This window comes from Pseudomonas sp. G5(2012) (assembly GCF_000408945.1).
Classification (GTDB): Bacteria; Pseudomonadota; Gammaproteobacteria; order Pseudomonadales; family Pseudomonadaceae; genus Aquipseudomonas; species Aquipseudomonas umsongensis.
The window spans coordinates 15,293-27,635 of record NZ_APIO01000051.1 but is presented as its reverse complement, the minus strand read 5'-3'; the positions used below and the strand labels follow the sequence as shown (position 1 = coordinate 27,635).

Annotated in this window: 12 protein-coding genes; 1 reads left to right on the top strand and 11 read right to left on the bottom strand. The window is 60.2% G+C overall.

The annotated features are described in order from the left end of the window. Window positions 1–62 precede the first annotated feature (62 nt). Window positions 63–542, bottom strand: coding sequence for a hypothetical protein (locus tag PG5_RS16960; RefSeq protein WP_042955458.1), 480 nt, complete (start codon window positions 540–542; stop codon window positions 63–65). Window positions 543–966: 424 nt separating this feature from the next. On the opposite strand from PG5_RS16960, the gene PG5_RS16955 reads away from it, so the two are divergent. After that, window positions 967–2,226: an OprD family porin gene (locus PG5_RS16955; RefSeq protein ID WP_020798349.1), complete on the top strand. Its 1,260-nt coding sequence runs from the start codon at window positions 967–969 to the stop codon at window positions 2,224–2,226. Between the two features lie 141 nt (window positions 2,227–2,367). Here PG5_RS16955 and pcaC read toward each other — a convergent pair whose 3' ends face one another. The 10 genes from pcaC to PG5_RS16905 all read right to left on the bottom strand — a co-directional run bounded on the left by pcaC (window position 2,368) and on the right by PG5_RS16905 (window position 12,258). Continuing rightward, entirely contained in the window at window positions 2,368–2,760 is a 393-nt protein-coding gene (gene pcaC / locus PG5_RS16950) for a 4-carboxymuconolactone decarboxylase (protein WP_020798348.1), read from the bottom strand. A gap of 10 nt (window positions 2,761–2,770) precedes the next feature. After that, window positions 2,771–3,577: a 3-oxoadipate enol-lactonase gene (pcaD, locus tag PG5_RS16945; RefSeq protein WP_020798347.1), complete on the bottom strand. Its 807-nt coding sequence runs from the start codon at window positions 3,575–3,577 to the stop codon at window positions 2,771–2,773. Window positions 3,578–3,588: 11 nt separating this feature from the next. Next, complete coding sequence (locus PG5_RS16940; RefSeq protein WP_020798346.1) at window positions 3,589–4,953, bottom strand: 3-carboxy-cis,cis-muconate cycloisomerase; 1,365 nt, start codon at window positions 4,951–4,953, stop codon at window positions 3,589–3,591. A gap of 45 nt (window positions 4,954–4,998) precedes the next feature. Further along, the gene (locus PG5_RS16935; RefSeq protein ID WP_020798345.1) at window positions 4,999–6,306 is read right to left on the bottom strand and encodes an MFS family transporter; all 1,308 of its coding nucleotides are present in this window, start codon (window positions 6,304–6,306) and stop codon (window positions 4,999–5,001) included. A gap of 194 nt (window positions 6,307–6,500) precedes the next feature. Beyond that, window positions 6,501–7,067, bottom strand: coding sequence for a protocatechuate 3,4-dioxygenase subunit alpha (gene pcaG, locus PG5_RS16930; protein ID WP_020798344.1), 567 nt, complete (start codon window positions 7,065–7,067; stop codon window positions 6,501–6,503). Between the two features lies 1 nt (window position 7,068). Next, the gene (gene pcaH, locus PG5_RS16925) at window positions 7,069–7,773 is read right to left on the bottom strand and encodes a protocatechuate 3,4-dioxygenase subunit beta (protein WP_020798343.1); all 705 of its coding nucleotides are present in this window, start codon (window positions 7,771–7,773) and stop codon (window positions 7,069–7,071) included. Between the two features lie 38 nt (window positions 7,774–7,811). Then, window positions 7,812–9,017: a 3-oxoadipyl-CoA thiolase gene (gene pcaF / locus PG5_RS16920; protein WP_020798342.1), complete on the bottom strand. Its 1,206-nt coding sequence runs from the start codon at window positions 9,015–9,017 to the stop codon at window positions 7,812–7,814. Further along, complete coding sequence (locus PG5_RS16915; RefSeq protein ID WP_020798341.1) at window positions 9,014–9,793, bottom strand: CoA-transferase subunit beta; 780 nt, start codon at window positions 9,791–9,793, stop codon at window positions 9,014–9,016. Before PG5_RS16915 ends, pcaF begins: the two co-directional genes overlap by 4 nt. Continuing rightward, a complete protein-coding gene (locus PG5_RS16910) occupies window positions 9,793–10,650 on the bottom strand; it encodes a CoA transferase subunit A (RefSeq protein WP_020798340.1) in 858 nt (285 codons plus the stop codon). The genes PG5_RS16915 and PG5_RS16910 overlap by 1 nt, the downstream gene beginning before the upstream one ends. Before the next feature lie 261 nt (window positions 10,651–10,911). Next, entirely contained in the window at window positions 10,912–12,258 is a 1,347-nt protein-coding gene (locus tag PG5_RS16905; RefSeq protein ID WP_020798339.1) for an MFS transporter, read from the bottom strand. Between the last annotated feature and the right edge of the window lie 85 nt (window positions 12,259–12,343).

The following is a 12,343-nucleotide window of genomic DNA, read 5'->3' as shown; positions in this document are numbered from 1 at the left end:
GAGCGAGTCGGCGAAGCCTTTTTCGTTAAAATACTTATCGGCACATGATTACAACAGGCCAATCACTTGCGCACCTTGGCACTCACAGCGAACTCAGGGCAATGCACATATACGATTTCCGTTGGATCTGCGGAATTTACAATCTTAAAATCAAATTTACCGGCTACTTTTAATTCACCTCCAGCTTCAATCAAGGTCGTAAAAGTGATATTTCCTGACGTGTAATATCCAAAACCCATAAACTCTTTAATTTCACAATATGCCTCCACTGCATCTGGATCTGAGGAGATTGCGTATTCTGTATCCACTAAAAGATCCAGATTCGAACCAAACTCTAAATTCGCTTCACCACCCGCTCCTGAATTTGAGGCCTTCAGCAAAAAATTACCAGGAGTCCAGGAAAGAAAATCAATATCACCAAAATTGATCCGACGCTCTATATCACCTTTTTTAATGGTTGTTCTAATTCCTCCGACTCCCGGATTATGATCTTTCGCCCCACTAATGGCAGCCTTGCCTTGTTCTTCTTTTTCGATACCCATGACCACGCCCTCTATTAAATAATAGTTAAAAACACAACAACCACAAAGGCGAGCGTATTCCTTGATCAGGATCAAAACAACTGTCATAAGTGACAGCGCGACAAACAAAAAAGTAATATATACCTGATATCTATAGCGAAGAATTTTCCAATAACACCACCGCCCTTCTCCCTCCTGCCTGAAATAACGCCATTCATTTTCGTTCGATAATCGCCCAAAATTCACCCCTCACAATTGAACTATCTAGTTAATTCACCGCACCATTCCATCTCAGACCAATAACAATCAGGATCCACACCGTGCCCCAGCGCCCTGCCCTTCCCGGCTGATCCCGTTCCGCTATCACCCGATCCGAATCTTCAAATGCAGCCTCAGGTTGCGGCACATCCTGTTGCATCCACAACAATTAGAGAGACCCGAGCCCATGACGCCTTCCACCGCGCATTATTTCCTCCCAAGCTTGATCGCCGTCGCCTTGACCGCAACCGCAACTACCGTGACCGCCGAAGAGCCGGGTTTTGTCGAGGGCGCCAAGGTCAACCTGAACCTGCGCAACTTCTACATCAACCGCAATTTCACCAACCCGACCAAGGCCCAAGGCAAGGCCGAAGAGTGGACGCAAAGCTTCATCCTCGATGCCAAGTCCGGCTTTACCCAGGGCACCGTCGGTTTCGGCATGGATGTGCTGGGCCTGTACTCGGTGAAACTCGATGGCGGCAAAGGTACTGGCGGTACCCAACTGCTGCCGCTGGACAGTGACGGCCGCCCGGCCGACAACTTCGGTCGCACCAACGTGGCGTTCAAGGCCAAGCTGTCGCAGACCGAAGCGAAAGTGGGCGAATGGATGCCGGTGCTGCCGATCCTGCGTTCGGACGACGGTCGTTCCCTGCCGCAAACCTTCCGCGGCGGCCAACTCACCTCGAAGGAAATCGACGGCCTGACGCTGTACGGCGGTCAGTTCCGCCAGAACAGCCCGCGCGACGACAGCAGCATGGGCGACATGTCGATGACCGGCAAAGCCGCGTTCACCTCCGACCGTTTCAACTTCCAGGGCGGCGAGTACCTGTTCAACGATAAACGCACCCAGATCGGTGTGTGGAACGCCGAACTGAAGGACATCTACAGCCAGCAATTCATCAGCCTGACCCACAGCCAACCCATCGGCGCCTGGACCCTCGGCGCCAACCTCGGTTACTTCTACGGCAAGGATGACGGCAGCGCCCGAGCCGGCGAGCTGGACAACAAAACCATGTACGGCCTGTTCTCGGCCAAGTACGGCGGCAACACCTTTTACGTCGGCCTGCAGAAACTTACCGGCGACAGCCCGTGGATGCGGGTCAACGGCACCAGCGGCGGTACCCTGGCCAACGACAGCTACAACTCCAGCTACGACAACGCCCGGGAAAAATCCTGGCAAGTGCGCCACGACTACAACTTCGTTGCCCTCGGCGTGCCGGGCCTGACCCTGATGAACCGCTACATCAGCGGCGATAACGTGCACACCGGCACGATCACCGATGGCAAGGAATGGGGGCGTGAAAGTGAACTGGGCTACACCGTGCAGAGTGGTGCGCTGAAAGACCTGAATGTGAAGTGGCGCAACTCGACGATGCGCCGCGACTACAGCAACAACGAGTTTGATGAGAACCGCGTGATCATCAGCTATCCGATCAGCCTGCTCTAAACCTCTGCTGCCTGATCGTTCCCACGCTCTGCGTGGGAATGCAGCCCGGGACGCTCCGCGTCCCTTCCCTTCCAAAGCCGAACGCAGAGCGTCCGTTGAGGCATTCCCACGCAGAGCGTGGGAACGATCAATCGCGGGGGATCACTCCCGCGATTCAACCCCCAACTCATCCCACACCGACTCAGCCAGGTGGAACGTCGCATTGGCTGCCGGAATCCCGCAGTAGATCGCGCTCTGCATGATCACTTCCTTGATCTCGCTACGGCTCACGCCATTGTTGGCGGCGGCGCGCAGGTGCAGTTTGAGTTCGCCCTCGCGGTTCATGCCGATCAGCATGGCGATGGTGATCAGGCTGCGGGTGTGACGCGGCAGGCCCGGACGGGTCCAGATGTCGCCCCAGGCGTGGCGGGTGATCATTTCCTGGAACTCCGAGTTGAACTCGGTCAGGGTGGTCAGGCTGCGATCGACATGGGCATCGCCCAGAACAGCGCGACGGACCTTCATGCCCTCGTCGTAACGTTGTTTCTCGTCCACGGAATTCCCCTCAACGAGCCGTCAGGAAGGCCAGCACGCGGTCGCTGAAATCAGCGCCGGCCTGGACGTTGGACAAGTGCGCGGCATAGAACTCGGCGTACTCGGCACCCGGCACGTGCTCCTGGATGAAGTGCCCGCCGGACGGCGGCGTGACCGCATCCTGGGTGCCGGCGATCACCAGCAGCGGCGCCTTGATCGAGGACAACTGATCGCGGAAATCGGCATCGCGCACCGCCGCACAGTTGGCCGCATAGCCTTCAGGCGATGTCGCCGCCAGCATGTCGGTAATCTGCTTGGCCGCCGCCGGGTTGGCTTCGGAGAAGTCCGGGGTGAACCAGCGTGCAATCGAGGCATCGCGCAAGGCGACCATCGCTGCCTGACCGTCACGCAACACCGTTTCGATACGCGGGTTCCAGATCGACGGATCGCCGATTTTCGCCGCCGTGTTGCACACGATCAGCTTATTCAGACGTTCGCCGGCGTTGATCCCCAGCCACTGGCCGATCAGGCCGCCCATGGACAGGCCGCAGAAATGTGCGCGTTCGATGTGCAAGGCATCCAGCAGTGCCAATACGTCACGGCCCAGTTGTTCGATGCTGTAAGGGCCCGGTGTCACCAACGATTGGCCGTGGCCGCGGGTGTCGAAACGCAGCACACGAAAGTGCTCCGTGAACGCCGGAATCTGCGCGTCCCACATGTGCAGGTCGGTGCCCAGCGAGTTGGACAGCACCAGCACCGGCGCATCGACCGGCCCATCAAGTTGCGGCCCTTGAATTTGGTAGTGCAGTTCGCCATCGGCGAGTTTTACGAAAGCCACAGCAGTCTCCTTCAGGCAGTCATTGCAGAGTGTTCAGCCACCGCTCGCTCGACCCAGGTACGGGCCTGACCGAGATAATGGGCGGGGTCCAGCAGATGATCGAGTTCAGTGGCCGACAGCTCGGCAGTCACTTGCGGTTCGTCACCAAGTACGGCACGCAAATGGCGTTGTTCGGCGACGGCGCGTTTGCAGCATTGTTCCAGCAGGTGATGCGCGGTGTCGCGGCCGACCCGTTGTGCGAGGACGATGCTCACCGCTTCGGCGAGCACCAGGCCCTGGGTCAGGTCGAGATTGCGGGCCATGCGTTCGGCGTCCACTTCCAGGCCGCCTGTGACCAGCAGCGCCTGCTTGAGACTGCCGGACACCAGGCAGCAAATTTCCGGCAGGGTTTCCCACTCGGCATGCCAAAGCCCCAGGCTGCGCTCGTGCTCCTGCGGCATGGCGCTGAACAGTGTCGACAGCAGGCCTGGCACGCGAGTCGCCGCGCCAATCAGCACCGCCGCGCCGACTGGATTGCGTTTATGCGGCATGGTCGAAGAGCCACCCTTGCCCGGCGCCGAAGGCTCGAACACCTCGGCGGCTTCGGTTTGCATCAGCAAGCTGATATCGCGACCGAGCTTGCCGAGACTACCGGCGATCAATCCGAGCACCGAGCCAAACTCCACCAGGCGATCGCGCTGAGTGTGCCAGGGTTGGTCGGGCAAGCTCAGTTGCAGCTCTTCGGCCAACGCCTGGGCAATCGGCATCGCCTGTTCACCGAGGGCCGCGAGGGTTCCGGAGGCGCCACCGAATTGCAGCACCAGCAGACGCGGCCTGAGCTCTTGCAGACGTTGACGGCTGCGGGTGACGGCGCCCAGCCAACCGGCGATTTTCATGCCGAGGGTCACCGGCGTCGCATGTTGCAACCAGGTGCGCCCGGCCAGTGGCGTGGCGACATGACGTTGGGCCTGGGTGGCGAGGGTGTCGCCCAGTTGCGCCAGATCGCTGTCGATCAATTCCAGCGCCCGGCGCAATTGCAACACCAGGCCGCTATCCATTACATCCTGGCTGGTGGCGCCCAGATGCACGTAGCGTTCGGCTTGCGCATCGCTCGCGGCGATTTGCTTGCCCAGCGCCTTGACCAACGGGATCGCCGAATTACCCGCCGTGGCAATTGCCTCGCCGAGGGCGGCAAAATCGTAATGCCCGGCCTGGCACGCCGCTTCAATCGGTGCCACCGCGGTAGGCGGAATCACGCCGACCCGCGCTTCGGCCCGGGCCAGCGCCGCTTCGAAATCGAGCATGGCCTGGACCCGGCCCTGATCGCAGAACACTTCGCGCATATCGCTGGCAGTGAAATAGGCATCGAACAATTGATTGCCCGGTCGCTCGTTCATAAACAGTCCCTGGAGGCGCGGGCCGCTCAGGCCCGAGGATGTGGATCAAAGGTCGTTTTCTAGATACTTCGCATGCTTGGGCAGACGCAGGCTGAACAGGAACGCTATCGCCATCATCAACGTCACGTACCAGTAGAAGGAGTTTTCCATGCCGACTGCCTTGAGGCTCAGGGCAACATATTCCGCCGAACCGCCGAAGATTGCATTCGCCACCGCGTAAGCCAGGCCAACACCCAGTGCACGCACCTCAGGCGGGAACATTTCGGCTTTTACCAGACCGCTGATCGAGGTGTAGAAACTGACGATCGCCAGCGCCAGGGTAATCAGCACGAAGGCCAGGAATGGACTGGTGACGCTTTTCAGGCTGAGCAGTATCGGCACGGTGCACAGCGTGCCGAGTGCGCCAAACCACAGCATCGAGTTCCGGCGGCCGATCTTGTCCGAGAGCATGCCGAAGATCGGCTGCATGCACATATAAAGGAACAGTGCGCCGGTCATGATGTAGCTGGCGGTCTTGGCGTGCATGCCGGCGGTGTTCACCAGGTATTTCTGCATGTACGTGGTGAAGGTGTAGAAAATCAGCGAGCCGCCGGCGGTGTAACCGAGCACGGTGATGAACGCGGCTTTATGGTCGCGGAACAACGCGCGAATGCTGCCGGCGTCCTTGTTTTCGCGCATTTCCTTGCTGGTGGTTTCTTTCAGCGAACGACGCAGGTACAGCGAAACCAAGGCCGCCATGGCACCGACCACGAACGGAATCCGCCAGCCGTAGGCACGCAAGTCATCCTCGGTGAGGAACTGTTGCAGGACCACCACCAACGACACCGCCAGCAACTGCCCGCCGATCAGGGTCACGTACTGGAACGAGGCGAAGAAACCGCGCTGGCCCTTGAGGGCGACTTCGCTCATGTAGGTAGCGGTGGTGCCGTATTCGCCGCCCACCGACAGGCCCTGGAGCAAACGGGCGAACAGCAACATGATCGGGGCCCAGACCCCGATGTCCTTGTAGGTGGGCAGGCAGGCGATGAGCAACGAACCGAAGCACATCATCAGAATCGATATCAGCATCGAATTCTTGCGCCCGTGCTTGTCTGCGAGACGGCCGAAAATCCAGCCGCCAATCGGACGCATCAGGAACCCGGCGGCAAAGACGCCCGCTGTGTTGACCAACTGCACCGTGGGGTTGTCGGACGGGAAAAAGGCTGGCGCGAAATAGATCGCGCAGAAGGCGTAGACGTAGAAGTCGAACCATTCGACGAGGTTGCCCGACGATGCGCCGACGATGGCGAAGATCCGCTTGCTGCGTTCTTCGCCTGTGTAGAGCGCTGCAGGAGCCGTAGTTGGGGTTGTCATTGTTTTGTTCACTCAATGGGGACAGTGAGAGTCTAGACACACTTTGTAACAGTCCCGTTCCGCAGATGGATCACCAACACGATTCCCTTGTAGGAGCGAGCCTGCTCGCGAAGAGGCCGCTCCATTCAACATCCATGTCGACTGTCAGTCCGCTTTCGCGAGCAGGCTCGCTCCCACAGGGATTTACGGCGTTCTCAATAATCGAAGAACACCGTCTCGGCATCAGTGCCCTGCAGAATCACATTCCACTGATAAACACCGCTGGCATCCTGCTTGGCCAGCAAGGTGCTGCGGCGCTCGGCCGGAACGCATTCGAGCAACGGGTCGTCCACGTTGGCCGGTTCGCCATCGAAGTAGATCCGCGTCAGCAAGTGCTTTACCAAACCACGGGCAAACACCAGCACCACCAGGTGCGGCGCCTGGGTCGTGCCCTTGAGACCTTCAACCGTGCCCGGCTTGATGGTGGTAAAGCGGAAACGCCCTTCGGCGTCCACCGGCACCCGGCCAAAGCCTTCGAAGTTCGGGTCCAGGGGTTTGTCCTGATCGTCTTCAGGGTGGTCGTACTTGCCGGCGGCGTTGGCCTGCCAGACTTCCAGCATCGCGTCGTTGACGACATCACCGTTGCCATCGACCACTTGCCCGGTGATCGCCACGCGCTCGCCCAGGGTTTGTTCGACGGTCAGGTTTTCGCGATTAAGCCAGGTCAGGCCGATATGGTAGTAAGGCCCTACGGTGTGGGACGTGGTCGCAGTCAGCGTCATCTTATTTCTCCATCGGCGTGGCGTCGCGGCCACGCAATACGATGTCCCAGCGATAACCGAGGGCGTAGGAAGGGATGGTTTTTTCCAGATCGAAACTGGCGATCAAACGCTCCTTGGCACTGGTATCGGGCACGCAGTTGTAGATCGGGTCGTACGCCAGCAGCGGGTCCCCGGGGAAATACATCTGCGTGACCAGGCGCGTCAGGATGCTCGGCCCGAACAGCGAGAAATGGATGTGCGCCGGACGCCAGGCGTTGTGGTGGTTACCCCATGGATACGCGCCGGGCTTGATGGTCTGGAACTGGTACCAGCCATCGGCATCGGTCACGGTACGGCCGGTGCCGGTGAAGTTCGGGTCCAGCGGTGCATCGTGCAGGTCCCGGGGATGGTTGTAGCGTCCGGCGGCGTTGGCTTGCCAGATCTCCACCAGGATCCCCGGCACCGGCAGACCGTTTTCATCCAGCACACGGCCGTGGATGATGATGCGCTCACCCTGAGGCTGCCCTTCGTGCTGGGCGGTCAGGTCGTTGTCCTTCTCGTTGATGCGCTCGACACCCACGGTAGGACCGGTGATTTCCGACAACGAGTGCGGCAAGAACACTAGCGGCTTGGACGGCGAGCGCAGGTTGGTGGATTGATAGGTCGGGTGCAGGTAGGCAGGCTGGGTGCCTTCCTGCGGGCGACGGTAACCAGGCTTGTCAGTCATGAAACATTCCTCAGTTCTTATAAGTCTTTTCGAGCGCGTCAGACGCGCTCGATCGCCAGGGCCAGACCCTGGCCGACACCGACGCACATGGTCGCCAGACCTTTTTTGCCACCGTTTTTTTCCAGCTGATGCAGGGCTGTCAAAACCAGTCGTGCACCGCTCATGCCCAACGGATGCCCCAAGGCAATGGCACCACCGTTCGGGTTGACTTGAGGTGCGTCGTCCGCCAGCCCCAGTTCACGCAGTACCGCCAGGCCTTGGCTGGCGAACGCTTCGTTGAGTTCGATGACGTCGAAATCGCTGACCGCCACACCCAGGCGTTCGGTCAACTTGCGCACCGCTGGCACCGGGCCAATACCCATCACCCGAGGTGCAACACCGGCGCTGGCCATGCCCAATACTTTGGCGCGAGCGGTCAGACCGTGCTTTTTCACCGCTTCGGCCGAGGCCAGGATCAAGGCCGCCGCGCCGTCGTTCACACCGGAAGCGTTGCCGGCGGTGACGGTTTTGTCCGGGCCATTGACCGGTTTGAGTTTGGCCAGGGTTTCCAGGGACGTGTCGGCGCGCGGATGCTCATCCTGGCTGACCACTGTTTCACCCTTCTTGTGGGCAATGCGCACTTCGACGATTTCTTCGGCGAAAAAGCCCGCGGCTTGCGCGGCAGCGGTGCGTTGCTGGCTGCGCAGGGCGAAAGCGTCCTGATCTTCACGGGACACTTGATAATCGTCGGCGACGTTGTCGGCGGTCTGCGGCATCGCATCCACACCGTACTGGGCCTTCATCAACGGGTTGATGAAGCGCCAGCCAATGGTAGTGTCTTCCAGCTTCATGTTGCGCGAGAACGCGGCGTCCGCCTTGCCCATCACGAACGGCGCGCGGGACATCGATTCGACGCCACCCGCAATCGCCAGCTCCATTTCACCACTGGCGATGGCGCGGAACGCGGTACCGATGGCATCCATGCCCGAAGCGCACAGGCGATTAAGGGTCACGCCGGGAATGGTTTCCGGCAGACCCGCCAACAGCAGCGCCATGCGCGCCACGTTGCGGTTGTCTTCACCGGCCTGGTTGGCACAGCCGAGGAACACCTCGTCCACTGCATTCCAGTCCACCGACGGGTTGCGCTCCATCAAGGCCTTGATCGGCACGGCGGCCAGGTCGTCGGCGCGAACCGCCGACAAGCCTCCGCCGAAACGGCCGATGGGGGTACGAATCGCGTCGCAGATATAAACTTCACGCATCATGCTTCTCCTGGGGTTTGGCCGTGGGCGGCTGCGGTGCGGGCTTCCAGATCACGCAGCGCGGTCAGCTCGACTTCGGTCGGCTCGGCAGTGGTGTCGACGCTATCGGCAAAGCGGATCGGCCAACCGGTCGCCGCGACCACTTGCTCGCGGGTCACGCCCGGGTGCAGTGCGGTGACCACGAACTCGTGGGTGTCGGCTTCCGGCTCCATGATGCACAAGTCGGTAATGATTCCCACTGGACCGGCGCCCGGCAGGCCCAGACGCTTGCGTGAATCACCACCCTCGCCATGGCCGACCGAAGTGATGAAATCGAGTTTGTCGACGAACGAACGCGACGACTGCTTGAGAATGATCAGCACGCTCTTGGCGGAACCAGCAATCTCCGGCGCGCCACCGGCACCCGGCAGACGCACTTTCGGTGCATGGTAATCACCGACCACGGTGGTGTTGATGTTGCCGAAACGGTCGACTTGCGCAGCGCCGAGGAAACCGACGTCGATACGCCCGCCCTGCAGCCAGTAGCGGAAAATCTCACCGGTCGGGACCACGGTATCAGCGGTTTCCGCCAGTTCACCATCACCGATCGACAGTGGCAGTACGCTCGGCTTGGCGCCGATTGGGCCCGATTCGTAGATCAGGACCACGTCCGGCGAGGACGTCAGGCGCGCCAGGTTGGCCGCTTTCGACGGCAGGCCGATACCCACGAAGCACACAGAACCGTTCTTCAGCCTGCGGGCGGCAGCCACGGTCATCATTTCATTGGTGGTGTAAGTCATTACTTCGCCTCCGAAGCGGCGGCCAGTTTGGCCTGGAACTCGCTGAAGTCAGCGCTGCCATGGATGTACTCGTTGATCCATGCAGTGAAGGTTTCACGGTCGCGGGCAATCGGGTCCCAGGCCTGGTAGAAACGGTTGTCCCGCTCGTTGTAACCATGGGCGTAGGACGGATGCGCGCCACCAGGGACGTGGCAAACCGCGCTCAGGGCCCAGGTGGGCAGGACACAGGAGTTCATCGGTGCGTTCAGGTCGTCGACGATTTCCTCAACGGTGACGATGCAGCGCTTGGCAGCCAGCGCGGCTTCTTTCTGCACGCCGAGAATGCCCCACAACAGCACGTTGCCCTTGCGGTCGGCTTTTTGCGCGTGAATCACGGTGATATCCGGGCGTACCGAAGGCACGGCGGCGAGCACTTCACCGGTGAACGGGCAGGTGACGGACTTGATCAGTGGGTTGACTTTCGGCAGGTCAGAACCGGCGTAGGCACGCAGCACCGCGAACGGCAGCCCGGAAGCGCCGGCAACATAGGCGTTAGCCAGGTCGGCGTGACTGTGTTCTTCAATTTCCAGGGGATGGGGCCACTGCTTCTCGACGGCGTCACGCAGACGATGCAACGAACCGACACCCGGGTTGCCGCCCCAGGAGAAAATCAGCTTGCGCGCACAACCGGCACCGATCAACTGGTCGTAGATCAGGTCGGGGGTCATCCGCACCAGGGTCAGGTCTTTCTTGCCCTGGCGAATGATTTCGTGACCCGCCGCTGTCGGGATCAGATGGGTAAAGCCTTCGAGTGCGACCGTATCGCCGTCGTTCACGAATTGCTTTACCGCGTCGTGCAGCGAAAGAATTTCAGCCATCGGGGCAGGCTCCCGTTTGTTATTAACCAACTGATAAAAAGGCGCCGATGCGCAGCGCCGGAGTGGTTAAAGATTAAGCGCGTGCCCCACACCAAACAATCCGATAATCGACTGAGTGTTCGTTTATCGAACACATTGTTGTCAGGCTACCGTTTTGTCTTGCCTATGATCGTTCCCACGCTCTGCGTGGGAATGCAGCCCGGGACGCTCCGCGTCCCTGCCGAAGCGGACGCAGAGCGCAGGAACGATCAAGGTAAAATGTCAGGTCGCATCCGCATGACTGACCACACCCTTGATCACCACTGCCGCAGTCGCCAAAGCCGCCGGAATCACCAGTGCCGTCAGCACTTGCTCGAAATTCCAGCCCAGTCCCAGCAGTGTCGCGCCCATCCATGCACCGAGGATCGCGCCGAAGCGGCCAATCCCGAGCATCCATGACACCCCGGTGGCACGCCCTTGAGTCGGATAAAACCGCGCCGCCAGCGAAGGCATCGCCGATTGCGCACCGTTGACACACATGCCCGCCACCAACACCAGGGTCGCCAGTAAGGTGATATTGCCCAGGCTCTGCCCTACCGCGTAGGCAAACACCCCGGCCAACAGATAGAAAGTACCGATGACCTTGTGCGGATTGAAGCGATCCATGGCCCAGCCAACGCCCACCGCGCTCAACACCCCGCCGAACTGGAACAGCGCGCCTATGAACGCGGCCTGCTCCATGCTCGCACCGCTGTCGCGCATCAGGGTCGGCAGCCAGCTGGTCAGCAGGTAAACGATCACCAGGCCCATGAAGTAGGTCAGCCATAGCAGCAAGGTGCCGACGCTGTAGGTGCCGGAGAAGATCACGGCAAACACGTTGCGCGCCTTCACGGTTTTCTGTTCCGGCACGCTGAAGCTCGATGCCTGGGCCACCACCTTCGGGTCGATGGGTGCCAGTGTCTTGCGTACTTTGTCGGTGCCGCGATTACGCACGACCAGAAAACGCGCCGATTCCGGTAGCCAGATCAGCAACACGACGCCGAGGATCAACGGCAGGATCCCGCCGATCAACAGCAAGCTATGCCAGCCGAACGCGGGGATCAGCTTGGCCGAAATGAATCCGCCACCGGCCATGCCCAGGTTGAAGCCGCAGAACATGCTGGTCACCAGCAGGGATTTCTTGCGCTCCGGGGTGTACTCCGACAACAGGGTCGTGGCGTTGGGCATGCCCGCGCCCAAGCCGAGGCCGGTCAGGAAGCGCAATACCAGCAACTGGTCGACGTTGGTGCTGTAGGCCGAAGCCAGGCTGAAGGCACCGAACAGCAGCACAGCCCCGACCAGAACGACCTTTCGCCCAAACCGGTCAGCCAGCGGCCCGGAGCCCAACGCCCCGAAGACCATGCCGATCAGCGCCGCACTCATCACCGGGCCAAGGCTGGCGCGATCGATACCCCAATCCTGGGACAGGGCGGGCGCGATGAAGCCCATCGCCGCTGTATCGAGACCATCGAGGAAGACAATCAGGAAACACAGGATCACCACTCGCCACTGATAACGCGAAATGGGTTGGGCATTGATGAAGGACTGCACGTCGAGGCAGTTACCTACAGCAGACTGGGGCTGGTTCATTATTTTTTTTCCACGCAAAGAACGCAGTCGAACAGATATCAACCTCTAACGAGGCTGTCACGAGAAAGGGGGAGCCGGGATCAGG

Coding starts and splice junctions, on each gene's coding strand:
- PG5_RS16915 (WP_020798341.1), bottom strand. CDS start 9,793: ATGACTTACACCACCAATGAAATGATGACCGTGGCTGCCGCCCGCAGG.
- pcaH (WP_020798343.1), bottom strand. CDS start 7,773: ATGACTGACAAGCCTGGTTACCGTCGCCCGCAGGAAGGCACCCAGCCT.
- PG5_RS16955 (WP_020798349.1), top strand. CDS start 967: ATGACGCCTTCCACCGCGCATTATTTCCTCCCAAGCTTGATCGCCGTC.
- PG5_RS16940 (WP_020798346.1), bottom strand. CDS start 4,953: ATGAACGAGCGACCGGGCAATCAATTGTTCGATGCCTATTTCACTGCC.
- PG5_RS16935 (WP_020798345.1), bottom strand. CDS start 6,306: ATGACAACCCCAACTACGGCTCCTGCAGCGCTCTACACAGGCGAAGAA.
- PG5_RS16905 (WP_020798339.1), bottom strand. CDS start 12,258: ATGAACCAGCCCCAGTCTGCTGTAGGTAACTGCCTCGACGTGCAGTCC.
- PG5_RS16910 (WP_020798340.1), bottom strand. CDS start 10,650: ATGGCTGAAATTCTTTCGCTGCACGACGCGGTAAAGCAATTCGTGAAC.
- pcaF (WP_020798342.1), bottom strand. CDS start 9,017: ATGATGCGTGAAGTTTATATCTGCGACGCGATTCGTACCCCCATCGGC.
- pcaG (WP_020798344.1), bottom strand. CDS start 7,067: ATGACGCTGACTGCGACCACGTCCCACACCGTAGGGCCTTACTACCAT.
- PG5_RS16960 (WP_042955458.1), bottom strand. CDS start 542: ATGGGTATCGAAAAAGAAGAACAAGGCAAGGCTGCCATTAGTGGGGCG.